Below are 24,026 nucleotides of genomic sequence, written 5' to 3' on the forward strand. Positions count from 1 at the left end.
GGAGAATTCGATTGCACGGCGTCCGTCATCTGACAGACTGACGTTTGCTGTTTTAATTCATTTATATGCGCTGTCCCAAATGTGGAACCCTCGAGGACAAGGTAATCGACTCACGCGAAGCGAAGGATGGTGCTTCCGTGCGTCGGAGGCGCGAATGCACCACCTGCAATCATCGTTTCACCACCTATGAACAGGTCGAGCATGATGAATTGAGCGTCATCAAACGCAACGATTCGCGCCAGGTGTGGGATCGGGACAAGCTGATCGACAGCATGAAGAAGGCATGTGGCAAGCTTTCGGTGAGCATTGTCACCCTGGAACATGCAGCGGACGCGATCCTGGCTGAAATTGTAACGGAAGGATACCGCGAAGTGCCGGCACGAATCATCGGCGTGAAGGTGATGCAGCATCTGGAAAAAATCAGCCACATCGCCTACGTGCGGTATGCGTCCATCTACCGCGAATTTAAGGATGTGGGCGAGTTCATCGACGAAATTCACTCCCTCGGCACCCGCGTGCCCAAAGATGCCAAACAGCCGGAGTTGTTCAGCAAAAAGTGAGCAACCCGGGGAGCACACGGATCACTGCGCGGCTTCGCAGCCTGTGTGTTGTTCCCGGCATCTTGCCGAGAACCCGCTGGCAGGTTAAACCATACAAAATCCATCGCGCTCCGAGCACGCCCCTGGGTTACGGCGCGGCAATCTTGGCAGCTTCGCGAACACCCACTCCGTGGCGATCACTCAAGCGGTCGCCAAGATCTTCGCGGGCGGATTCGGCGAGCATCAGCAACCGATCCAAAACGGCGGGATTTTTTCCAGCAACATTGGTGGTTTCACTGATGTCGGTGGCGAGGTGATATAGTTCGGGCGCTTCGAGTTTGCGCTGACCATAGGAAACGGGCTGGCCGTCGCTGCGGGTGGGTTCCGCTACGGTTCGATAGGCGTGGGGCAGGTAAAGTTTCCACTCCCCGTCGCCACTCATCACGGCTTGGAGCTCGTTTTGTTTGTGGTAGAAGTAATACGCGGCGTGGGGGTTTTTCGCCCCGGATTGGGCGGTCAACAGCGGCAGAACATCAAGACCATCGATGCGGTGATCGGGGAGTTTGGCATCGAGAATTTTGGCGATGGTGGGGAGCATGTCGATGGTCATGGCGGGCTCGTTCATGGTGGTGCCGGCGGGGATCACTCCGGGCCAGCGCGCGATGAAGGGGACTCGCACGCCGCCTTCCCAGACGGTGCCTTTGCCTTCGCGGAGTGGAGTCGCCACGCCGGAATGGGTGCCATAGTTGAGCCAGGGACCGTTGTCGGAGGTGAAGATCACAAGGGTATTTTCATCAAGGCCGTTCTCTTTGAGGGCGCGCAGGATTTCGCCGGTAGACCAGTCGATTTCTTCGATGACGTCGGCGTAAAGTCCGTGGGGCGATTTTTTGTCATGCCTGGCGCTCACGAAAAGAGGGACGTGGGGCATGCTGTGGGCGAGATAGAGGAAGAAGGGCTTTTCTTTGTTTTGCTGGATGAACTGGACGGCGCGTTCGGTGTATTGGGTGGTGAGATGGGTCTGGTCTTCAGCGGTGACGTCGGGATCGATGACGGTGGTGTTTTCGATCAGAGGGAGTGCAGGAAACGGAACTTTGCGATTGGCATTTTCGGGATGGTGCGGCCACATGTCATTGGAGTAGGGAAGGCCAAAGTATTGATCGAAGCCGTGGTTGGTGGGGAGCAGGGTGGGGTGATCACCGAGATGCCATTTGCCGATGGCGGCGGTGGCATAGTTTTTTTGTTTCGCGATCTCCGCGAGGGTGGTTTCGTTGAGATTGAGGCCGGTTTTTGCACCGGGACCGAGGGCTCCCTGGATGCTGACGCGGCTGGGGTAACAGCCGGTTAGCAGGGCGGCTCGAGAAGCGGAACAGACGGGTTGCGGAACGTAGAAACGGGTGAGGCGGGTGCCGTCTTTGGCAAGCTGGTCGAGGTGAGGCGTGCGGTTGGTCTTGGAACCATAACTGCCGAGATCGGCGTAGCCCATGTCATCGGTGAAGATGAGCACGACGTTGGGGGTCTTTGCGCCACTCGCGGAAGTCGTGGGAAGTCGTTGGCCGCTGTAGATCTCAAGGTTTTGAATGGAGCCGATGAAACTCTGGGCGAGGTCCGGGTTGATGACAGGACTGCCGGTGTCGCTGCCGATCTGCATGGAGTCGGCGGGATCGCGGGCGATGAATGCGGCAGACGCTTCAGCGAGAAGCTGGCCATCGGCGAAGAGTTGGGCCTTTTGGTCGCTGGTGATGGCGGCGGTGAGTTCGGTCCATCGGTCAAGAATGGGAGTTTTGCCGCTGATGGTGACGGGAGTGCTGCCGGTATTGACGGTGAAGGTAGGTTTGCCTTGGGCGTCAATGTAGAGGGCGTAACCTAGCCCTTCACCACCACGGGCGAGAATGATGCCGGAGGGTTTCGCTGCCTTGACGCTGGCCGTGATGGTGAGGGGGATGTCGGAGGGGTCGAGCGAGTCGCTTTTGTCGATTTGGAGGTGCGTTTTGCCATCAAAATGGCGGGCACGTGTGCCTTCATCCTGATGAACACGCGACGTTCCCTGAAGTTTGGCGTGGTTGTTGAAACCCGAGCTGTCCTCAAGAGAGTCGGCGCTGAAATCAAGTTTAAGGACGGGAGCGTTGAGAGCTTTGCGCGCTTTTTTGTCTTTGCGGCCACCTTGAAATCCGGGGGGATCGGGGTCGGGAACTTTGAGTTCTTTGCGAAGTCGGTCGAGTTCGGCTTTCAGTTCGGCCTGGACCTGCGTGTAGTCGCTGTAGTCGTAGTAACTGCGGACTTCGTTGGGATCTTTTTGGCGGTCGTAGAGTTCCCAGTAATCGACGTCAGGGGCGTAGTAGTGGACGAGTTTGTGCTGTTCGGTGATCACGCCGTAGTGAGGACGAACGCGGTGGGGCACGGGGAATTCGTAATAGTGATAGTAGAAACTCTTGCGCCAGTCGGCCGGGGTTTGTCCTTTGAGAATGGGGACGAGACTGGCACCCTGGGCATCGGGGATGGGGTCGGCTTTGGCGATGTCGAGGAAGGTTTGGGCGAAGTCGAGGTTGGAAACGATGTCGTTGTTGACGCTGCCAGGTTTGGTTTGGCCGGGCCAGCGGACGACGAGGGGGGTGCGCAGGGATTCTTCGAGGATCCAGCGTTTGTCGAACCAACCATGCTCACCGAGGAAGAATCCCTGGTCGGAGGCGTAGACGACGATGGTGTTTTCAGCAAGGCCGTTGTCGTCGAGGTATTTGAGCAGTCTGCCGATGCTTTCGTCAACGGCTTTGATGGTGCCGAGGTAGTCGTGCATGTAGCGTTGGTAGCGCCAGCGGACGAGGTCTTTGCCCTGGGGGTTGGCTTTTTTAAAGGCGGCGTTGCGGGGTTCGTAATAGGCATCCCACTGGGCTTTTTGTTCGGGGGTGAGGTTGCGTGGGGCGATGAGTTTGGCGTCTTTATCGGTGAAGGTTTTTTCCAGGGACATGTCCTGGTCGCTGGTGGCGAGACCGCGATTGGCGTAGTCGTCAAAAAGGGTTTCAGGCTCGGGATAAACGCGGTCGTTGTCATGATTGAGGTGGCGCAGGGCAGGTTCCCATTCGCGATGGGGGGCCTTGTGCTGCGACATGAGCAGGAAGGGTTTCGTCTTGTCGCGTTTCTCAAGCCATTCGATGGAGCGGTCGGTGATGATGTCGGTGACGTAGCCTTGCTCCGTGATTTTTTCTCCATTGCGGATCATCGGCGGATTGTAGTAAGCACCTTGTCCGGGGAGAATCTGCCAGTGGTCGAATCCCGTGGGATCAGTTTCGAGGTGCCATTTGCCGATGATGGCGGTGGAGTAGCCGACTTTTTGCAGGTGTTTGGGGAAGGTGGGCTGTGAGCCGTCGAAGTGGCTGTTGGAGTTGTTCGGGAAGCCGTTGAGGTGGGAGTATTTGCCGGTGAGGATGGTGGCGCGGGAGGGGCCACAGATGGAGTTGGTGACGAGGCAGCGGTTGAAACGCATGCCGTCTTTGGCGATGCGATCAATGTTCGGAGTGTCGATGAGTTTGCGGTTTTCGCCGTAGGCACTGATGGCCTGGAAGGCGTGGTCATCGGAGAAGATGAAGAGGATGTTGGGCGGTTGGGAAGTTTCGGCGGCAGACGCGTGGAGTCGGCCAAAAAACACCAGGGGGAGGAGGAGAAGGAAATGGAAATGAAAGCGTGTCATGAGGAGCGAGGGCGAATGGTGGAGTTTTTAAACGACGAAAGTGCGGGGACATTTCGGCAATTGTTGCGCAGGGATCAGGACAGCAAAATTCTGCTGAAAGATCAACCCTGTTTGCACACGATACAGGGATCCTATGAAATGGTCGCGCTTCTATTCTGGTCTGCTGGCTTTTGCCTGGTCGGCTGCTTCGTTGTCATTGCAGGCGCAGCAAAAACCGAATGTGGTGCTGATCATGGCGGATGACGTGGGGTATGGCGATCTGGGATGTTATGGGGGCAAACATGCAAAGACGCCGAATCTGGACAAGCTGGCGAAAGAGGGGCGCCGTTTCACCGATGGGCATTCCCCGGCCGCCACCTGCACGCCTTCGCGTCGCGCTTTGCTGACGGGAGTTTATTCGTGGCGGCAACAGCCGGGATCGGCCATTGCCCCCGGGGATGCGGCGATGACGATCGCGCCCGGCACGACCACGATTGCGACATTGATGAAGTCGGCGGGTTATCGCACGGGAATCGTGGGCAAATGGCACCTGGGATTGGGGCCGGAGGGCGGGCCGGATTGGAATGGGGAGATCCGGCCGGGGCCAATGGATCTTGGGTTCGATGAGGTGTTCATCATGGCGGCGACGGGGGATCGGGTGCCAACGGTTTATGTGAAGGATCGCCGGGTGGTGGGGCTTGATCCCAACGATCCCATCCAAGTGAGTTACAAGCAGAAAATTGGCAACGAGCCGACGGGAAGAGAGAATCCCGAATTGCTGAAGCTGAAACACACGCATGGGCATGACATGACGATCGTGAATGGCATTGGCAGGATCGGATGGATGACCGGCGGGAAGTCGGCGCGATGGGTCGATGAAGACATGTCGGACACCTTTGCTGGCGAGGCGGTGAAGTTCATTGATGCGCACAAGTCGAAGCCGTTTTTCCTGTGCTTCACGCCGCACAACGTTCATGTGCCTCGGGTGCCCCATGCGCGATTCAAGGGAAGCAGTGCTGTGGGAACTCGCGGGGACCATCTGCAGGAACTGGATGACGCGGTTGGACAGGTGCTGGCGGCGCTCGAGAAGAATGGTTTGGTGGAAAATACACTGGTGATTTTCACCAGCGACAACGGTGGGGTGATGGATGATGGCTATGAGGATGTGGGAAGTTTTGATTATCACCCAAATGCGCCGCTGACGGGCTACAAAGGCGGATTGTATGAGGGCGGGCATCGCGTGCCTTTCATGGCGCGCTGGCCAAAAGGCATTGCGGCAGGGTCAGATTCGGACGCATTGATCACGGCCGTCGACATCGCGGCAACCCTGGCGAAGCTGGTGGGCACGACCATTCCGGCAGGTCAATGTCGGGACAGCTTGGATGTGCTGGAGGCTTTCACGGGAGAAGGCGAATTGACGAAACCGTTGCGCGAGACCTTCATCATGCACAGTGGCGGCACCAAGGGGCCGTTTGGGGTGCGCATGAACCAATGGAAGTTCATCGAACGTGGCGGTCGCGCCCAGTATCGCAAAGGCAAGGAAACGGAGACAGCGATTCCAGGCGAACGGCTCTATGATTTGTCAAAGGACCTGGCAGAGGAGAGAAATGTGATCGAACAGCATCCAGAGATCGCGGCACAAATGCGGAAGATTCTGGTGGATGAGGGAGCGCGGAAACAACCTTAAAATTTCGACCGCTCCGGTCGCTTAAGCCAAGCTGTCCAAGAGCGAGGGCGAAGGATTCAGGTTCTACACCACGCTCCGTTGTGGGTCATGAAACAAGCGCTTCGCCGATCTTGCGGCTCTCGGTAAGTGCCATGGCAACAATTTGGTCCATGTTGTAATAACGATAAGTGGCAAGCCGGCCGATGAAGCTGAGGTTCGGGTGTTGTTTGGTCAATTCCACATAGCGTCGCCGAAGCTCATCGCTTTCTGGATGGGGCACGGGATAATAAGGCTCTTTGCCGGGGCCGTAGTCATCTGGATATTCGCGCACAATCGTGGTGTTTTCGCAGTCCTGACGTGTGGCGTGTTTGATTTCGACGATGCGCGTGAAGTCTTCGTCGTTGGGATAGTTCACCTGCATGGCGGGTTGCCAGAAACCTTTTTTGCGGGAGATGGGTTCGCGCAATTGCAGTTGTTCGGGAGTGAAGGATTCGTTTTCGAAACGGAGCGATCGATAGGGCAACGCGCCGAAGCGATGGTCGAAGAATTCGTCCAGTGGTCCGGTGTAAATCATGTGTTTGAAATGGATGCCGGAAAGCACGTCGCGGTAGTCGGTGTTCAGCAACACCTGAACCTGGTCGCCTGCCGCCGCTAACATGGATTCAAACATGCGGGTGTAACCTTCTTTGGGCAGTGCCTGAAAGTCCTCCTTCAGATAACGGTTGTCGCGATTGGTGCGCACCGGGATGCGTCCGCACACGCTGGCATCCAGCTCGCGAGGATGACGCTTCCATTGTTTCAGGGTGTAGCCGAGAAAGAATTTTTCATACAGCTCCCAGCCCACTTGGGAGATCATCACTTCCTCGGAGTTGGCGGGTTCGGCGATGGGGACTTTTTTTTCGTTGAGATACTGCTGAAATTCTTCTTCGGTGGCTGGGCGACCAATCAACTGTTCATAAGTATTGAGGTTGATGGGAAACTGCCAGTATTGATCATTCGTGAATGACAGCACTTGGTATTGCGTGGGCAGCCACTCGGTAAATTGCGAAAGGTATTGCACGACCTTGTCGGAATTGCTGCGGAAATAGTGGGGACCATAGCGGTGCAGCAGAACTCCAGCAGCGTCTTTCTCGTCGTAGGCGTTGCCGCCCAAATGATGGCGTTTTTCCACGATCAGGGACCGCAGACCATGCTGGGTGGCCAGCTGCTCGGCAGCCACCACACCGGCAAAGCCTGCGCCAACAATCAAAACATCCACATCTTTATCTACGGGCATCCTGCGTGGCCTAACGCAGGGAGGGGAGGGAGTCAATTGCCGTTGTTGACGGATGCATTGACGGTTGCAAGGCCAGCAAAAACCGCCCAAAGTCCGGGCACATGTCAGCACGCAAAGGAATCATACTCGCAGGAGGCTCGGGCACCCGGCTCTATCCGTTGACCATCGCAGTGAGCAAACAGCTCATGCCGGTCTACGACAAGCCGATGATCTATTATCCCCTGTCGGCTTTGATGCTGGCGGACATCCGAGAAATTTTGATCATCTCGACCCCGCACGATTTGCCCGGATTCAAGAAACTGCTGGGTGATGGTTCCCAGTTCGGTGTGAAATTCGAATACGCGGAACAGCCAAAACCGGAAGGCCTCGCCCAGGCATTCATCATTGGCGAAGAATTCCTTGATGGCAGCGCGGCGGCCCTCGTTCTCGGCGACAACCTTTTTTACGGCACCCAATTTCGCAAGGCAATGGAACGCGCGGCAGCTCAAGAATACGGCGCGACCATTTTTGGTTATTACACGGCGACACCTGATCAGTATGGCGTGGTGGAGTTCGACAAGGAAGGCAAGGCCATTTCTCTTGAGGAAAAACCCAAGCAGCCCAAGTCCAACTACGCGGTGCCGGGGGTTTATTTTTATGACAAGCGGGTCTGCGAAATCGCGCGTTCCATCAAACCAAGCCCACGCGGTGAGTTGGAGATCACCGACCTCAACCGCATCTATCTTGACGCTGGAGAATTGCGCGTGGAAGTGCTGGGCCGTGGCGTGGCATGGCTCGATACCGGATCGCCGGACTCGTTGCTTGAGGCCGCCGAATTCGTTCAGGTCATTCAGCATCGTCAGGGATTGAAGATTTCCTGCATCGAAGAAATCGCCCACAACAAGCAGTGGATCACCAAAGCGGATCTGCTGGCGGCGGCGGACAAATTCGGCAAGACCGAGTATGGAGATTACTTGCGCAAACTGGCGCAATACGATCACACCACCGCCTCCCACGGACCGATTTACTGACCGAATTTTGGATTCGATCCAAGTCTGACAGACTTATCACCAATCAGGCATTGCTTAGGACGACATCCTTTCGTTAGCATGGACTGACTGGATTGATCATTCGTCATCCCCGGTCTCACCCATCTTGTTCCGTGTCATGAAACCTTTTGCTGAATCTGCACAACGTCTTGAGAAGGATTTCACGGCCGGCGGGATCCTGGATCTCTCGGAAAAACCCCGCGGCAGCACGGGCGATGAGGATCTGGATGATCAATTGCGCGATCTGGCCTCCACCTGGACGGAAGACCCGCGCAAGCGTGATCTGATTGCAGGCTTGTTGATGACCAGTCTGAAAATTGGTCGCGATGGACTCGGCATGGCGGACCTGAAGCTGATGCACCGCGCGCTGCGTGAAATGCGTTACGCGGCCAAGGTGTTTCATCCTTACCGGCATGTGCGCAAGATCACCGTGTTTGGTTCCGCCCGCACGCCCCAGGATCATCCAGCATCGATGGCCGCGCGGCAGTTTTCCCAACGCATGGTGGAGGAGGGATTCATGGTCATCACCGGCGCCGGTGAAGGCATCATGGGTGCCGCACAACTGGGTGCAGGGCGGGAAAAAAGTTTTGGACTCAACATCAAGCTGCCCTTTGAACAGTCGGCCAATCATACCATCGTGGGTGATGAGAAGCTGATCACCTTCAATTACTTTTTCACCCGCAAGCTCTCGTTTGTGAAAGAGGCGGATGCGTTCGCGATGTTCCCGGGCGGGTTTGGAACCATGGACGAGCTGTTTGAAAGCATCACGCTGATCCAGACCGGCAAGGCCAACATTCTGCCCGTAGTGTTGGTCGATGTGCCCGGCGGCACTTACTGGCAGTCCTTCCTCAGTTTTCTCAACGAGCATCTTCTGGCTCACGGGTTGATCTCTCCGGAAGATCCTGGTCTGATGCGCATCACGGATGACATCGAAGAAGCGGTGCGCGAGATCACCCATTTTTATCACACCTTCCATTCCTACCGGCTGGTGAAGGAAAAAACGGTGTTCCGTTTGAAGCATCCTTTGACGCCCGACGCACTGGAGAAACTCAATCACGATTTTGCCGATCTTCTCAAGTCAGGCAAGTTTGAGCAGGGAGCCGCCCTGCCGGATGAAGCCAACGAACCCGGCCTCGCCCACCTTCCGCGCCTCATCGCCACGTTGCGACGCGCCAACTATGGACGCTGGCGCGTGTTGATTGATGCGATCAATGACGCCGAAGTGTGGCCGAAAAAGCCTTGAGTTCGCAGCAAGCGACATCATCAGGAGGCTGATCAGCATCGGCGACCGTCGGCGCCAACGTGGAAATCATCCGACTGGACCTGCGGAGTGAAACCGCGGTTTTTTCCAAAGATGGCAGTTCACTCACGTATTGCCTTGCAGCCATCCTTGTTTTTTGTTGGGATGCCACATTCGATACCAGATATCAAAGAGAAGTTCCGACCCGTATGTCCAGCCCCAGTCAACCCACCACCACCGGGTCGCCTCCGCAAGAGCAGGACGACGTCGCCGCCATCAACGAACTCCGCACCGTCTACGGCCGACTCACGGCTGAACTCGGCAAGATCATCGTCGGCCAGCAGCAGGTCATTGAGCAGCTCGCCATCTGCCTCTTCGCCCGCGGCCACGCCCTGCTCATGGGTGTTCCCGGTCTCGCCAAAACGTTGCTCATCAGCCGCTTGGCCGAAACGTTGTCCCTCAGTTTTAGCCGCATCCAGTTCACGCCCGACCTGATGCCCATGGACATCACCGGCACCGACATCCTCCAGGAACTCCCCGGTGGAAAACGCGCCTTCGAATTCGCCAAAGGACCCGTCTTCGCCAACATCGTGCTGGCCGACGAAATCAACCGCGCCCCCGCCAAAACCCAGGCCGCGATGCTCGAAGCCATGCAGGAACACCGCGTCACCGTCGCCGGCCGCACCTACACCCTCGACTCCCCCTTCTTTGTCCTCGCCACCCAAAACCCCATCGAACAGGAAGGCACCTATCCATTGCCCGAAGCCCAGCTCGACCGCTTCATGTTCATGATCGGCGTCGGTTACCCCAGTCGCGAAGAAGAACTCGCCATCGCCCGCAGCACCACCGGAGCCACCCTGCCCCAGCTCAACCACATCCTCGACGGCGAAAAAGTCCTCTTTTTCCAGAACCTCGTCCGTCGCGTTCCCGTGCCCGACCATATCTATGAATTCGCCGTCGATCTCGTCCGTCGCACCCGACCCAACGAACCCGAAGCCCCCGCTTGGTTGAAACCCCTGGTCGGCTGGGGTGCCGGACCTCGTGCCGTGCAGTATCTGATCTTGGGAGCCAAAGCCCGCGCCGCCCTGCACGGCAGTTATATCGTCCGACACGAAGACATCATTGCCGTCGCCGATCCCGTCTTGCGTCATCGCGTCATGACCACCTTCACCGCCGAGTCCGAGGGCGTTTCCAGCCAGGACGTCACCCGCCGTCTGGTCAGTGAACTTGAGAAGTCTTAAAAGTAACCTTCTGCCAATCCTCCTCTTCCTCTTACTCCTCCTCCTACTCCCCACACCAAACCCCCAACAACTCGAATGCCCCCCAAATTCGATCACGAAAAACTCAAGGTCTACCAATTCGAACTCCACTTCATCACCTGGCTCACCCAACTCCTCGCCGAACTCAAACAATCCCACCCACGCGGCATGACCACCATCATCGACCAACTCGACCGCGCCAGCCTTTCCGTCCTCCTGAACACCGCCGAAGGAAACGGTCGACGAGCGACTCAACAACGCATCCGCTTCTTGGACGACGCCCGCGGTTCAGCCACCGAATGCGCCGCGTGTCTCGATGCTCTCGTCGCAAAAAGTCTAACATCCCCACCCCGCATCGACAGCGGCAAAGATCTCCTCATCAGCATCGTCTCCATGCTCACCAAACTGATCGAACTCTTCGAAGGTAAATTAGACAAACCACTACCCTCAAAACCCCTTGGTTCCACAGACGGGGAGTAGGAGGAGGAGGAAGAGTAGGAGGAAGATCCAACCATGACTAACCCCACCCGCCAATTCCTCAATCCCGCACTCCTCGCCCGTCTCCGTGCCCTACCCCTCCACGCCCGCACGGCCATGATCGGCAGCGTCTCCGGCAAACACCGGTCCCCCGTCAAAGGCTCCTCCCTCGAATTCGCCCAATACCGCAAATACGTCCCCGGCGACGACACCCGCCGCCTCGACTGGCGCACCTGGGGCCGCACCGACCGCTTCTACATCAAAGAATTCGAAGCCGACACCAACCTCCGCCTCAACCTCATCCTTGATGCCAGCGGCAGCATGAACTTCGGCCCCCCCGGCCACACCCGGCTCGACTATGCCCGCCAGCTCGCCGGCTCCCTCGCCTGGCTCGCCGCCCGTCAAGGCGACGCCGTCGGACTCTGGACCGTCCATCCCGACACCACCCACGAAATCCCCTGCAAACGCGGCCCCACCCACCTTGGTCTCGTCCTCGACCGCATCGGTGAAACCCAGGCCAGCGGCGAAACCCGACTCATCCCCGCCCTTCACGAAGCCGCCGAAAAAGTCCGCCAACGCTCCCTCACCGTCATCCTATCCGACCTCTTCATCCCCCCCGCCGAACTCAAACCCGCCCTCCAGCACCTGCGCTTCCGCAATCACGACACCGTCATCCTCCATCTCCTCGACCAGGCCGAACTCGACTTCAACATCGACCGCCCCGCCCGTTTCGTCGACATGGAAGGCACCGAACACGTGCTCGCCGACCCCTCCCTCGTCACCCGCCAATACCGCGAAGCCATTGCCCAATACCTCAGCGAACTCGACACCATCGTCCGCGACACCGGCATCGACTACCACCGCATCAAACTCCACGAAAACCCCGAAGAAGTCCTCGCCCGCTTCCTCCTCAACCGCACCCCCAAGAGAGGAGCCCGCTCATGACCTCTCTAGTCCCCCCGACGTCTCGTCGGTCAGAAAACCATGGAGCGCCGACGTATCGTCGGCATAGACTCCCCCCCATCGGACCACCGACGTTTCGTCGGCCATCAGCCCAGACCACGAAGTTTCACTTCGCCCCATCAACCCAGGCCCCAAAGCCAACCCGTCACCAAGGAGCCCGATCATGAACGACCAACAAATTGATCGCCTGGCAACCTCCATCACTTTCGGTGTCAAAAACGCTCTCAACGCCTTCTTCATCCTCCCACTCATCGCTCTGGGAATTTACTTCCTGCACACTGCCCAGCAGTTCTCCAAACCAGCCGATCAATCGCCTTTCGAGGTCAGTGCTATCATCTATCTGTCCGGAGCCCTCTGGTGCTCCATCCTGCTGTATCAACGCAGGAAACTCCATCGCGGAATTTTCTCTGAACTCCTTCTCATCCTCTTCCTCTCGTCAGCATTTTATCACTGGCTCCAGCCAGCCGAAAACCAACCGCAGCAAAACATCCGCATCGCCTACCTGCTCATCACCATCGGCCTGCTTCTCGGCGTTCTTAGAGAATGGTGGCAGCACGGTAAAGCCAAAGAAACCCCCACCCAAGGAGGCCCCCCATGACCTTTCTCCAACCTCTCCTCCTCTGGGCCCTCCCCCTTGCCGCGCTGCCCATCCTCATCCACCTCATCCATCTCCATCGCCGCCGCACCATCCCGTGGGCCGCGATGATGTTCCTCTTCGCCGCCCAGAAGATGAACAAAGGCTTCACCCGCCTGCGTCAGTGGCTCATCCTCGCCCTGCGCACGCTCGCCGTTCTCGCGCTTCTTTTCATGATCGCCCGCCCCCTCGCCGGTGGCTGGCTCGGCCTCACCGGCGGCAGTCCCGATACCGTCCTCATCCTGCTCGACCGCTCCGCCAGCATGGAACAAATCAACCCCCTCACCGGCAGCAGCAAACGCCACACCGGCCTGCAAAAACTTGCCGCCGCCATGCAGGAAACCTATCGCGACCGCTCCCAACTCATCCTCATCGACAGCGCCACCCTCACTCCCATCCCCCTCACCAAAGCCGCCCAACTTCCCGATCTCCCCCAAACCGCCGCCACCAGCACCACCGCCGACCTCCCCTCCCTCCTCCAGGCCGCCCTCGACCACATCACCACCAACCAAACCGGCCGCACCGACCTCTGGATTCTCTCCGACCTGCAATCGTCCGACTGGGACCCGTCCAGCGGCCGATGGGAAAACCTCCGAACCGCCTTCGCCACCCTCCCCGGCCTCCGCTTCCACCTTCTCGCTTATCCCCAACCCGCCCAAAACAACCTCTCCATCACCCTCGAAAACCTCACCCGACGCCAGTCCACCGACAAAGCCGAACTCCTTCTCGACCTCCGCATCGCCCGCCACGACACCTCCACCAACCTCAACCCTATCGAACTCCCCCTCCGCTTCGTCATCAACGGCACCGCCACCACCACCACCGTCACCCTCAAAGAACAACAACGCGAACTCCTCCTCCAGGGCCACAACATCCCCCTCGACCAGCAAACCACCCGCGGCTGGGGCCGCATTGAACTCCCCAACGACACCCAACCCGCCGACAACATCGCTCATTTCGCCTTCGACCAGCCCCCCGTTCTCCATTCCGTCATCATCACCGACACCCCCGAAGAAACCGCCCCACTCCAGGCCATCCTCACCGCTCCCGCCGATCCCCTCCGCCGCTACAGCGCCCAAACTTTTCCCTCCACCCGCAGCGCCGAAATCGACTGGGAAACCACCGCCCTCATCGTCTGGCAATCCCCCCTCCCCGCCGCTGACACCCTCATCGCCAAACAACTCCAAAACCACCTCGCCGCCGGTCACACTCTCCTCTTCCTCCCTCCGGAATCAGAAATCGAAACCAGCACCACTCCATTCCTCAACCTCACCTGGGGCCCCTGGCAAACCTCTCCCACCCATCAAACCCAATCCGTCGAATGGTGGCGCACCGACACCGGCCCACTGGCAAACACCCGCGACGGCAAAGCCCTCCCGCTCGGCGAACTCGAAATCCTCCGCCATCGACAGCTCCTCGGCGAATCCGCCACCCCCTTTGCCCGCCTCGCCAACCAGCACCCTCTCCTCCTCCGCGCCAACACCGATCAAACCCAAAATCACCACGCCTGGTTCCTCACCACCCTTCCCGGCTCTGGCAGTTCCACCCTCGCCCGCGATGGGGTCAACCTCTTCGCCCTCCTTCACCGACTCCTCAACGACGGCGCCCGCACCCTCGGCAAAACCCAGCAACGCATCGCCTCCCTCACCGCCCTTGGCGACGAACCCCTCACCCCCTGGACCCCTCTCTCACCCACCATCCCCATCACCCCACCCTACGCGATTCACGACGGCATTTACACCTCCACCGACCGCCTCATCGCCCTCAACCGACCTCCCGCCGAAGACCACTACACGCCCCTTCCCAACTCCACCCTCGACGAACTCTTCAAAGACCTCGACCACCGCCGCATCGAAGACAACCTCGAAAACCAGAGCAGCCTCACCAGCGAAATCTGGCGCACCCTTCTTTTCGTCATGGCCCTCTTCCTCATCGCCGAAGCCCTCCTCTGCCTCCCTCAAAAAGAAAAAGCCACCAAACCCATCCCCGCGTAACGAGCACTCTCACTGCCCACTGCCCACCTCCGACTTCCGACTTCCGACTTCCGACTTCCGACTTCCGACTTCCGACTTCCGACTTCCCACTTCCCACTTCCCACTTCCCACTTTGAAATCCTCCCTCGTCTTCCATCCCACCCCGCTGTCCCTCACAGCGGGCATCGGACTGGTCGTCGTCATCGCCCTCCTCAGCTACCTCGGCTGGAAACGCTCCAACTACAAACGCACCACCGGCTGGCTCGAACTCCTCCGCTTCGGCATCGCCACCGGCATCGCCCTCACCCTCAACCAGCCCGAGTGGCACCAAACCTTCACCCCCGACACCAAACCCGTGCTCGCCATCCTTTGGGACAACTCCCGCAGCATGGAAACCCGCGACGTCATCGACCCCGCCACTCCCGCTTCCGAACCCCGCTCCCGCGCCGAAACCCTCCCTCCCCTCATCGACCCCAATCTCTGGCAGCCCCTCGCCAAACGCCTCAACATCCTCATCGGCCCCTTCTCCTCCGCCCAAACTCCCCCCGAAGAAGGCACCGACATCAATGCCGCCCTCCAGTCCCTCCTCGAACAACAACCCAACCTCGCCGCCGTCCTCCTTCTCTCCGACGGCGACTGGAACACCGGCACCCCACCCGCCCAGGCCGCCACCCGCCTGCGCATGCGCGACACCCCCCTCTTCACCGTCCCCATTGGCTCCGACACCAAACTTCCCGACCTCGAACTCACCGCCTTCGATGTCCCCACCTTCGCCATCGCCGGCAAACCCCTGCGCATCCCCTTCACCATCACCAGCTCACTCCCGCGCGACGAAACCCTCACCGTTGAACTCAAAACCCCCGGCGGCGAAATCATCAGCAAGACCCTCACCCTCCCCGCCATGGCCACCCACCAGGACAGCATCGCCTGGCGACCTGCCGATCCCGGCGAAACCACTCTCACCCTCACCCTTCCGAAAACCGGGGCCGAACGTTACCTCGAAAACAACACCCTCAGCGCCCCCCTCACCATCCGCAAAGAACAGCTCCGCGTCCTCCTCGTTGAAACCTATCCCCGCTGGGAATACCGCTACCTCCGCAACGCCCTCGACCGCGACCCCGGCATCGATGTCCACTGCCTCCTTCTCCATCCCGGCCTCGGCAAACCCGCCACCGGAAACGGCTACCTCCCCGCCTTTCCCAAAGACGACCAGCTCGCCCAATATGACGTCATCTTCCTCGGCGACATCGGCCTCACCCCCGGTCAACTCACCCAGGAAAACGTCGTCGCCCTGCAAAAACTCATTCGCGACCAGGCCACCGGACTCGTCTTCCTCCCCGGTATCCACGGCCATCAGCTTACCCTCGCCAACACCCCCCTCGCCGACCTCCTCCCCATCCAGTGGGACGAAACCCAACCCCGCGGTTGGGGCTCCACCACCCCCGGCAAAATCGTCCTCACCGAAACCGGCGCCCAATCCCTCCTCACCAAACTCGGCGACACCGACGAGCTGAGCACCTCCGTCTGGGCCACCCTCCCCGGCTTCCAATGGCACGCCCCCGCCCTCCGCGCCAAAGCTGGCAGTGAAGTCCTCGCCACCCACGGCAGCGAATCCAACCGCTTCGGCCGCATCCCCCTCATCGTCACCAAAACCTACGGCGCCGGCAAAATCCTCTACATGGGAGCCGACGGAGCCTGGCGCTGGCGACGCGGCGTCGAAGACCGCCACCACTACCGCTTCTGGGGCCAGGTCGTCCGCTGGATGGCCTACCAACGCAACATGGCCGGCGGCGACCGCATCCGCCTCTTCTACACCCCCGACCGACCAAAAACCGGCGACACCCTCACCCTCAACGCCAACGTCATGACCCTCAGCGGCGAACCCCAGCGCGACGGTGCCGTCATCGCTCAGATCGCCACCCCCACCGGCAAGACCAGCAGCATCCGCCTCACCCCCGCCGGCGACGAAGCCTGGGGACTCTTCACCGCCACCTTCACCCCCACCGAACCCGGCGAACATCAAATCAACCTCACCAGTCCCAGCGCCAACGCCAGTCTCGAAACCAAACTCTCCGTCCAGGGCAGCACCCGTGAAAAACTCGGTCAGCCCATCAAAAAAGAACTTCTTCGCGAACTCGCCCAAATCACCCGCGGCCAGCTTCTCGAAACCACCGACCCCACCGCCCTCCTCGCCACCCTCACCAACCTCCCCGAACCCCAACCCACCGAGCGACGTATTCCTCTCTGGGCACACCCCGTTTGGGCTGGTATATTGCTCACATTAATGGCCCTTTTCTGGATCGGCCGCAAAGCCACCGGCGCTTTTTGAAAATTTAATTCTCAATTGCTGCAAATATTGAATCGACGGAACTCAATCAAGCCCGCCAAAACTATGAGCTACTACACCAATTTCGTTAAAGACTTTCCCAGTCGATGCCTAGACTTACTAAAGTTTGAAATGGAGGCAAAGAACAAAAATCTTGAGGTTACGTTGCTTCTTGTGGTCGCCGGACAAGCGATCTTCATGCCTTACGAGAGGCTGGATTTAAACAACTCAAAAAACAAGCACCCCTCAAAAGACTTCGAAAAATTTGAAACCGCGAGGTCTGATCTTCAAAAGGAGTTAGCTAAAAAATGCAAAGACTCCAGGCTATTTAAAGATGAAAATGGATCCTACAATTCCCATGCTTGGATCTACAAAGAATGTGCACCGGATCAAGTGAACCATGAAGCCGTCCCTGGTATGAGGCCAGTCGAAGATAAGCTTGCCCTCACGATTGTTAAAATCCTTCGAAACGCACTTGCGCATGGCAATCTTCGAACGAACGGAAATCCCATCGATCGCTTGGTTTTCTTGTCCGGTATATACGAGTCTCCGAACTATAATCGCCTGGAATGCACTCCAGATAGCTTGCGATGCTTTCTGAAAAATTGGGCGACGATGCTGAAAAAATTAAAAATTGATCATGCAACCATCATCGAAGGTCAATTCGGATCAGAGCTTCTCGAATCAGATGCCGCCTAAACTAGCATTTTATCCCTGCTGCGCAACCGATATCGAGGAACCGCGACATCTGCTATCCGGAATTGTAGATGAAATAATTTTCTGTGATATTCGGGAATACGAATCTTGGGAACCACTCGCAACTAGCCCAAATCTCCCTCAAGCTCGTTTTGTTATCATGGATGTTCGAAACGATCTATCACTCCTACCGCAGATTGATGTTTTCTTCTATCGTCGTGATTCTAATGGCGAGGGAGGCAGTGGTGTTTTCCTTCTATCTAAAACCTATCTAGATAAAATTATGAGGCGCATGAACCCTTCTGGAGGACTTCTTATTACCGATGGATCCAACCGAGGAAATGGAATTTATAAGAAAATGCTACGCGCTGGGGGATACACTAATCAGGCTTGGGGCAAGCACTTCCAGCTTTCACCTCATCAAGATCATTTCGAAGTTCACGGTCTAAAGAAAATTGAAATCTCGCCAGCAGAGCCAACCCGCTAAATCTCAAATCTCAACCCGCCATGACCACTCCTCTCCCACCCATCCTTGAGGAAAAACTCGCCGCCTTCCGTCGGCGCGTGTGGCTCATCAAACTCACCGAAGGTCTTCTCGCCGGACTCTTCGGTCTCGCCCTCTCCTACCTGCTCGTCTTCGTCCTCGACCGCTTCTTCGAAACCCCCACCAGCGTCCGACTCGCCATCCTCCTCACTGGCACCTCCGTGCTCGCCCTCGGCCTCCCACTCAAATGGCACCGCTGGGTCTGGCGTCAGCGCAAACTCGAAGATGCCGCCCGACTCATCCGTAAAAAATTCCCCCGACTCGGCGACCAGCTCCTCGGTCTCGTCGAACTCGCCCATCTCGAAAGCGGCCAAGGCGGACGCAGCGAAACCCTCGTGCGCGCCGCCATGCAGCAAACCGCCGAAGCCGTCAAAGATCGCGACTTCACCGAAGCCGTCCCCCACGCCCGCCATCGACCCTGGGCCTTCGCCTGCACCGCCCTGCTCGCCATCGCCATCGCCGCCCTCATCCTCGTCCCCGATGCCGCCCGCAACGCCCTCGCCCGCTGGCTCACCCCCTGGCAAAACATCGAACGATACACTTTTGCCCGCGTCGAAAAACTCCCCTCCACCCTCGTTGTCCCCATCGCCGAGAACTTCGACCTCAACATCCAGCTCGCCGCCAACACCCAGTGGACCCCCCAAAGCGCCAACGCCCGCATTCCCAATCAACCGACGCTAACCGCCGGACTCGACCCCAAAAAAACCTACCCCTTCACCTTCCCCGCCCAGAAAGCCGACACCACCCTTTCCCTCCGACTCGGCGACATCCGTCAAACTCTGCAACTCCATCCCCGTCCCCGACCCGAACTCACCCATCTCACCGCCCATCTCCGTCTCCCTTCCTACCTCCAATACAAAACCGAACCCCAGCAAGAAATCCACAGCGGCACCTTCACCCTCCTGCGCGGCACCGAAGCCGCCATCGAAGCCACCGCCAGTCGCGACCTCGCCCACGCCGAGATGGACGGCCAGATCCAAACCGTCAAAGCCGCCACCATCCGCACCTCCTACCGACAGATCGAAAACCCCACCCAGCACCAGCTCACTTGGCGCGACCAGCACGGCCTCACCCCCCGCGAACCCCTCACCCTCACTCTCAATCCCACCGAGGACCAGCCCCCCAAAGTCAACGCCCGTCGCGACAGCAACGAACAAGTCATCCTCGAGACCGAAACCATCACCCTCGACCTCAACATCAACGACGACTACGGCGTCCGCGAAGCCGGCCTCGAATGGCAGGGACTCTCCCCTGCGCCCGACGGCAAAACCCTCACCGGCAGCAAAATCACCGGCGGCGGCAATCCCGAAGCCCGCCAGTTCGAAACCCGCGCCACCTTCAGCCCCGCCCGTGACAAGGTCCCCCCTCAAACCATCGAACTCCGTGCCTGGGCCACCGACTACCTTCCGGACCGACCCCGCACCCGCTCCACCCCCTTCCTTCTTCACATCCTCAATCCCACCGACCACGCCCTCTGGCTCACCGACCAGTTCTCCCGCTGGCTGCAGGTCGCCCGTGAAAGCTACGACCGTGAACAGCAGCTCCACGAAACCAACCGCGAACTCCGCGCCCTCTCTCCCTCCGAACTCGACCGACCCGAAAACCGTCGTCGCGCCCAGCAACAAGCTGCCGCCGAAACCGCCAACGCCAACCGTCTCGACCAGCTCACCGATTCCGGTCGCGACCTCGTCAAACAAGCCACCCGCAATCCCGAGTTCGATGGCGCTCGTCTCGAAAGCCTCGCAACCCTGCTAAAAAGTCTCGACAGCATCGCCGAAACCCGCATGCCCAGCGTCGCCGACCTCCTCAAACAAAGCAGCACTGCCCCCACAAAACCATCCTCCTCTTCCTCTTCCTCCCCACCCAAACCTTCGCCAACGGATTCAGCCACCAAGCCAGATTCATCATCCGCCCCCACCGACCCCAATTCTCCCCAATCACCCTCCCCCGTAAAATCGTCCTCGTCCTCGCTCTCCTCCTCGTCCCCGAAAAACGATCCGCAAACACCCCAATCCCCCTCCAAACCCAGCGATCCCGACACCCAATCAAGCCCCTCTCCGTCACCCACCCCTCCCCAACCTCCCTCCCCATCTCTCCCCCCCGACAAACTCGCCTCCCATACCCAAACTCCCCCACCCCCAACTCCCCCTTCCCCACCCAAACCCCCAACCCCCCCCAAATTCTCCCTCCCGAAAACCACCCTTGGTGCCGCCCCTGGCGACGCTCCGCCTCCTCCGCCCGAGTCCCCCGCCCAACGCGCCATGGAGAACGCCGTGACCGAACAAAAAGACCTCCTCGAAGAATTTGCCAAAGTCACCGACCAGCTCAGCGAAATCCTTTCCAGCCTCGAAGCCAGCACCTTCGTCAAACGCCTCAAGGCCGCCTCCAAAAAACAGCTCACCATCTCCACCGACCTCAATCAAAAGACCCTCACCGCCTTCGGTCTCACCACCAATCCCACCCCCGCCAACGCCACGCCCATCGTCACCCGCCAGAAAACCGAAGCCGAAACCGTCCGCATCATCCAGTCCGACCTCGAAGCCTTCCAGCAACGCAAACCCGACCTCCACTTCCGCAAAGTCCTCGACCAGATGCGCGAAACCGAAATCGTCCGCGCCCTCAGCCAGACCCCCGAACGCACCGAAAAAAACCTCAGCGGACAATCCATTGTCAGTGCCGAGCACTGGGCCGACATCCTCGACCGCTGGGCCGAAGAAATGGTCGCCGCCAGCAATTGCTCCAACTGCTCCGCCGCCAGCGGACCCAGCCTCCCCCCCGAAATCGTCCTCAAAGTCATGCAAGCCCTGCGCGACGAAATGAACCTGCGCGACGAAACCCGCGAACTCGACACCGCCAAATCCGCCCTCTCCGCCGAGCTGTATGTTCAGAGTGCCGCCCAGCTCACCAAAAAACAACAGGCCATCCGCGACCTTACCCACAGCGCCATCGACGACATCAACGCCCTCCCCCGCGCCAAACAGAACTTCGAAAAAGAACTCGCCCTGCTCACCCGCGTCACCTTCGTCATGACCGAAGCCCGCGACCTCCTCGCCAAACCCGACACCGGCGCCCCCACCGTCGCTGCCGAAACCGAAGCCATCGAACTCCTCCTTCAAGCCCAACGCCAACCTCCCGGCGGCGGTGGCGGCGGAGGTGGCGATCCCGGCGGCGGCGGCACCGCCCAAAGCGCCTCCGCCACCGCCCTCAGCGAACTCGGCCCCGGCTCCGACGCCAAAGCCCAACCCGTCCAACGCGAGGTCAAACAATCCACCGGCAAAGCGGGCCGCGAGTTCCCCGAAGAATTCAAGAACGGCCTCGATACCTACTTCAACACTCTCGAGTCCAGCCCCGAAGCCGACGCCCAAGCCCCATGAAAGCCGTCCTTTTTCTCCCTTTCATCTTGTTCCTCAGCACCGCTTCTGCCAGCGAAGTGCCAGTTCCCGAAACCCCACCCTCGACTCAAACTCCCCCGCGCAACCTCACCCACACCCGCGTCGAGCGACGCACCATGCCGCTCAGCCCAGAACTCGAGAAAAAAATCGCTGAACTCGCCGACCGCTGTCTCCCCGAGCAAAAAAATCTGGTCGAACAGCACATGCAGGAGCTTATCCAGCGCATCGATGAAACCGTCCAGCTCACCCCCGACCAAAAAACCTCCCTCGAAAAATCGGCCACCACCGCCATCGAGCAATACCTCCCCGTTTGGAAAACCGCCTTTATCGGCCCCCTTCGCCTGATCCACGACAGCCTCACCCCCGTCTCACTCAAGGCATCCTCCGGCTGGTCGCCGCAACATCTGGTCAACGTCAATCCCGTTCCCGACCCACCGCTCCCCGATCAGTCCGACCACTGGAACACAGCACTCGCCGCCGTCCTCAGCCCCGAAGCCCTCGCCCGATGGAAGCAAACCGTCGAAAAAAATCGCGCTGCCAACGAAGAAACCCTTCAAAACCACCTCAAACCCAAATTCGAAAAAGTCCGCGAGTCCATGCAGGAAACCCTGCATCCGCTCATCGTGGAGATCAATTCCCTCACCCAAGCCCCGATCGAAAAAATTGACCAGCTCGAAAAACTCTCCAACCGCCTCGTCGACTCCTTTTCCAACGCCATGTTCGCCGACATCACCGCTCTGCAGCGCAACATTCCCTCCCCAACCCGCAAATCTCACGCCAAACAGGGCGGCCTCAACACCACCCTCATCTTCCCGTCCATCGCCCTCCAGAACGAATTTGAAACCGGTGCCGCCGCCATCCTTAGTCCGCAGGAACTCGCCACCTGGCGGACGGGTGCCAAGGAACGCGACGAAAAACTCCGCCGCGAACTCGTCGAAAACACCAAACCCCTCGCCGGGCAATACCGCGAATCCTTCCAGCAGCAATTTCAGTTGGAAGTGGCCAACATCGTCGCCACCCTCGACTTCCCCGACGACCGCAAAAAACTGCTGGAGAAAGCCGGCGATGACGCCCTCAACGACTATTTTGAAGACTGGCAGAAGGCTCTCGTCACCCACCTGCTCACCCTCCCCGAAGCCCAGCGCGAAGAGGTTCTCGGTGGCAGCCGCGGCTTTTCGCTCGGCATGGAATCCGAAAACCAGCCCCGCAAACACCCCGCCTGGGAACAGCGCAAAAACCTCGTCCTCACTCCCGAAGAAACCCAACGCTGGAAAACCTCCCTCGAAGAACGCCGCCAGCGCATCTGCGACGCCTACGCCCATCTTTTCATTGCCGAAATCGACAAACAAGTCGCCCTCAGCAGCGCCCAGCGCGCCCCCCTCTTTCCCATCACCCAAAAGCTCGTCAGCAAACAGCTCGAACAATTCAACTTCGACTACACCACCCCCACCCATTTCCACCAAACCTACTTCCTCAACATGACCGAAACCGAGGACGGCAAGGAACTCGCCACCGTCCTCACCCCGCGTCAATGGGAACACTGGAAAAGCCTGCGCGAACGTCAGCGCCAGCAGCCCCCCAAACCCAGCGAAGATCTCGCCGGACTCGACCCCGAAATCATCATTGCCCGCCACCTCCATCACCTCGATCAACGCGAGCGAGCCCAGCGCCTCAGCCAGATGCAAATGCACACCGACGAAGCCACCCGCATCGCCACCCTTTCCGAAAAAGCCGCCGCCCACCTCAACACCGCCGCCAAGGGAGCCGTGGAATCCACCATGGATTTCTGGCGCAAAAGCATGGCCAACTACATGCGCCAGCAAACCCGCCAGACCACCCCCGAAGCGCTCCAGCAGCGCCTCAACGGGCTCGGCTCCATGCGCTTCTCCAACAACGAACCCCAGGCCGAAGATCATCCCATCTGGAAAACCGCCGTCGTCCAGATCCTTCCCGAAGACCGCCGTCAAACCTGGAAAGATGAGCAGTCCGCCAGAGCCCGCTACCTCAACGAAGCCATCGCCACCAACGTCCTCGCCCAGCTCAACCAGCAGTCTCCCATCTCCACCGACCACGCCGAAACCCTCAAACCTCACATCATTGAAGTCCTCACCGACCACTCGCACGAATTCCTCGGCTGGTTCTCCGACGGCTGGTATTACAGCCCCCATCAAGTCCTCACCCCCATCTGCGGCGTCCCAGAAGACGTGCTCAAAACCACTTTCACCGAAAAACGTCTCACCACCCTTCGTGAAACCGTCCTCGCCCAAGGCCAGTCCTACTGGGACAGCATCAAACAACAACGCGAACAACGCCTGAAAAACGAAGAGCGCCGCCGCAAAGCGAAAAAGTAAT

16 protein-coding genes are annotated in these 24,026 nt (G+C 58.9%); 14 read left to right on the forward strand and 2 right to left on the reverse strand.

The window, feature by feature from the left end; translation table 11 throughout:
• Positions 1–65: 65 nt before the first annotated feature.
• Positions 66–560 carry a transcriptional regulator NrdR gene (gene nrdR / locus FEM03_RS09600; protein WP_138085988.1) on the forward strand — a complete coding sequence of 165 codons (495 nt, stop codon included), beginning with the start codon at positions 66–68 and terminating at the stop codon, positions 558–560.
• Between the two features lie 127 nt (positions 561–687).
• Here nrdR and FEM03_RS25110 read toward each other — a convergent pair whose 3' ends face one another.
• Positions 688–4,221 (reverse strand): sulfatase-like hydrolase/transferase, encoded by a 3,534-nt coding sequence (locus tag FEM03_RS25110; protein WP_240772727.1) that lies wholly within the window; start codon positions 4,219–4,221, stop codon positions 688–690.
• A 133-nt stretch (positions 4,222–4,354) separates the two neighbouring features.
• On the opposite strand from FEM03_RS25110, the gene FEM03_RS09615 reads away from it, so the two are divergent.
• On the forward strand, positions 4,355–5,887 hold the full coding sequence (locus FEM03_RS09615; RefSeq protein WP_138085989.1) for a sulfatase family protein: 1,533 nt from the start codon (positions 4,355–4,357) through the stop codon (positions 5,885–5,887).
• Between the two features lie 85 nt (positions 5,888–5,972).
• Here the strand turns inward: FEM03_RS09615 and glf are convergent, their stop codons facing one another.
• The gene (glf, locus tag FEM03_RS09620) at positions 5,973–7,142 is read right to left on the reverse strand and encodes a UDP-galactopyranose mutase (protein ID WP_138085991.1); all 1,170 of its coding nucleotides are present in this window, start codon (positions 7,140–7,142) and stop codon (positions 5,973–5,975) included.
• 101 nt (positions 7,143–7,243) lie between these two features.
• Between glf and rfbA the strand changes: the two genes are divergently transcribed.
• The 12 genes from rfbA to FEM03_RS09680 all read left to right on the forward strand — a co-directional run bounded on the left by rfbA (position 7,244) and on the right by FEM03_RS09680 (position 24,025).
• A complete protein-coding gene (gene rfbA / locus FEM03_RS09625) occupies positions 7,244–8,152 on the forward strand; it encodes a glucose-1-phosphate thymidylyltransferase RfbA (RefSeq protein ID WP_138085992.1) in 909 nt (302 codons plus the stop codon).
• A 136-nt stretch (positions 8,153–8,288) separates the two neighbouring features.
• Positions 8,289–9,413: an LOG family protein gene (locus FEM03_RS09630; RefSeq protein ID WP_138085993.1), complete on the forward strand. Its 1,125-nt coding sequence runs from the start codon at positions 8,289–8,291 to the stop codon at positions 9,411–9,413.
• Positions 9,414–9,619: 206 nt separating this feature from the next.
• The gene (locus tag FEM03_RS09635) at positions 9,620–10,651 is read left to right on the forward strand and encodes an AAA family ATPase (RefSeq protein ID WP_138085995.1); all 1,032 of its coding nucleotides are present in this window, start codon (positions 9,620–9,622) and stop codon (positions 10,649–10,651) included.
• Positions 10,652–10,726: 75 nt separating this feature from the next.
• On the forward strand, positions 10,727–11,149 hold the full coding sequence (locus FEM03_RS09640) for a four helix bundle protein (RefSeq protein ID WP_138085997.1): 423 nt from the start codon (positions 10,727–10,729) through the stop codon (positions 11,147–11,149).
• Between the two features lie 33 nt (positions 11,150–11,182).
• Positions 11,183–12,091, forward strand: coding sequence for a DUF58 domain-containing protein (locus FEM03_RS09645; protein ID WP_138085998.1), 909 nt, complete (start codon positions 11,183–11,185; stop codon positions 12,089–12,091).
• Positions 12,092–12,272: 181 nt separating this feature from the next.
• A complete protein-coding gene (locus FEM03_RS09650) occupies positions 12,273–12,707 on the forward strand; it encodes a hypothetical protein (RefSeq protein WP_138086000.1) in 435 nt (144 codons plus the stop codon).
• Complete coding sequence (locus FEM03_RS25565; RefSeq protein WP_138086002.1) at positions 12,704–14,737, forward strand: BatA domain-containing protein; 2,034 nt, start codon at positions 12,704–12,706, stop codon at positions 14,735–14,737. The genes FEM03_RS09650 and FEM03_RS25565 overlap by 4 nt, the downstream gene beginning before the upstream one ends.
• A 112-nt stretch (positions 14,738–14,849) precedes the next feature.
• Entirely contained in the window at positions 14,850–17,045 is a 2,196-nt protein-coding gene (locus tag FEM03_RS09660; protein ID WP_206170944.1) for a hypothetical protein, read from the forward strand.
• 63 nt (positions 17,046–17,108) lie between these two features.
• Complete coding sequence (locus tag FEM03_RS09665) at positions 17,109–17,741, forward strand: hypothetical protein (protein WP_138086003.1); 633 nt, start codon at positions 17,109–17,111, stop codon at positions 17,739–17,741.
• Positions 17,742–17,898: 157 nt separating this feature from the next.
• Positions 17,899–18,225, forward strand: coding sequence for a hypothetical protein (locus tag FEM03_RS09670; protein ID WP_138086005.1), 327 nt, complete (start codon positions 17,899–17,901; stop codon positions 18,223–18,225).
• Between the two features lie 20 nt (positions 18,226–18,245).
• Positions 18,246–21,656 carry a hypothetical protein gene (locus FEM03_RS09675; RefSeq protein WP_138086006.1) on the forward strand — a complete coding sequence of 1,137 codons (3,411 nt, stop codon included), beginning with the start codon at positions 18,246–18,248 and terminating at the stop codon, positions 21,654–21,656.
• Complete coding sequence (locus FEM03_RS09680) at positions 21,653–24,025, forward strand: hypothetical protein (RefSeq protein WP_138086008.1); 2,373 nt, start codon at positions 21,653–21,655, stop codon at positions 24,023–24,025. Before FEM03_RS09675 ends, FEM03_RS09680 begins: the two co-directional genes overlap by 4 nt.
• The last annotated feature ends 1 nt before the right edge of the window (position 24,026 follow it).

The organism is Phragmitibacter flavus (assembly GCF_005780165.1).
Classification (GTDB): Bacteria; Verrucomicrobiota; Verrucomicrobiia; order Verrucomicrobiales; family Verrucomicrobiaceae; genus Phragmitibacter; species Phragmitibacter flavus.

Bases quoted from the DNA above. Each gene is read 5' to 3' on its own strand.
- nrdR (WP_138085988.1), top strand. From the start codon at position 66: ATGCGCTGTCCCAAATGTGGAACCCTCGAGGACAAGGTAATCGACTCA.
- FEM03_RS25110 (WP_240772727.1), bottom strand. From the start codon at position 4,221: ATGACACGCTTTCATTTCCATTTCCTTCTCCTCCTCCCCCTGGTGTTT.
- FEM03_RS09615 (WP_138085989.1), top strand. From the start codon at position 4,355: ATGAAATGGTCGCGCTTCTATTCTGGTCTGCTGGCTTTTGCCTGGTCG.
- glf (WP_138085991.1), bottom strand. From the start codon at position 7,142: ATGCCCGTAGATAAAGATGTGGATGTTTTGATTGTTGGCGCAGGCTTT.
- rfbA (WP_138085992.1), top strand. From the start codon at position 7,244: ATGTCAGCACGCAAAGGAATCATACTCGCAGGAGGCTCGGGCACCCGG.
- FEM03_RS09630 (WP_138085993.1), top strand. From the start codon at position 8,289: ATGAAACCTTTTGCTGAATCTGCACAACGTCTTGAGAAGGATTTCACG.
- FEM03_RS09635 (WP_138085995.1), top strand. From the start codon at position 9,620: ATGTCCAGCCCCAGTCAACCCACCACCACCGGGTCGCCTCCGCAAGAG.
- FEM03_RS09640 (WP_138085997.1), top strand. From the start codon at position 10,727: ATGCCCCCCAAATTCGATCACGAAAAACTCAAGGTCTACCAATTCGAA.
- FEM03_RS09645 (WP_138085998.1), top strand. From the start codon at position 11,183: ATGACTAACCCCACCCGCCAATTCCTCAATCCCGCACTCCTCGCCCGT.
- FEM03_RS09650 (WP_138086000.1), top strand. From the start codon at position 12,273: ATGAACGACCAACAAATTGATCGCCTGGCAACCTCCATCACTTTCGGT.
- FEM03_RS25565 (WP_138086002.1), top strand. From the start codon at position 12,704: ATGACCTTTCTCCAACCTCTCCTCCTCTGGGCCCTCCCCCTTGCCGCG.
- FEM03_RS09665 (WP_138086003.1), top strand. From the start codon at position 17,109: ATGAGCTACTACACCAATTTCGTTAAAGACTTTCCCAGTCGATGCCTA.
- FEM03_RS09670 (WP_138086005.1), top strand. From the start codon at position 17,899: ATGGATGTTCGAAACGATCTATCACTCCTACCGCAGATTGATGTTTTC.
- FEM03_RS09675 (WP_138086006.1), top strand. From the start codon at position 18,246: ATGACCACTCCTCTCCCACCCATCCTTGAGGAAAAACTCGCCGCCTTC.
- FEM03_RS09680 (WP_138086008.1), top strand. From the start codon at position 21,653: ATGAAAGCCGTCCTTTTTCTCCCTTTCATCTTGTTCCTCAGCACCGCT.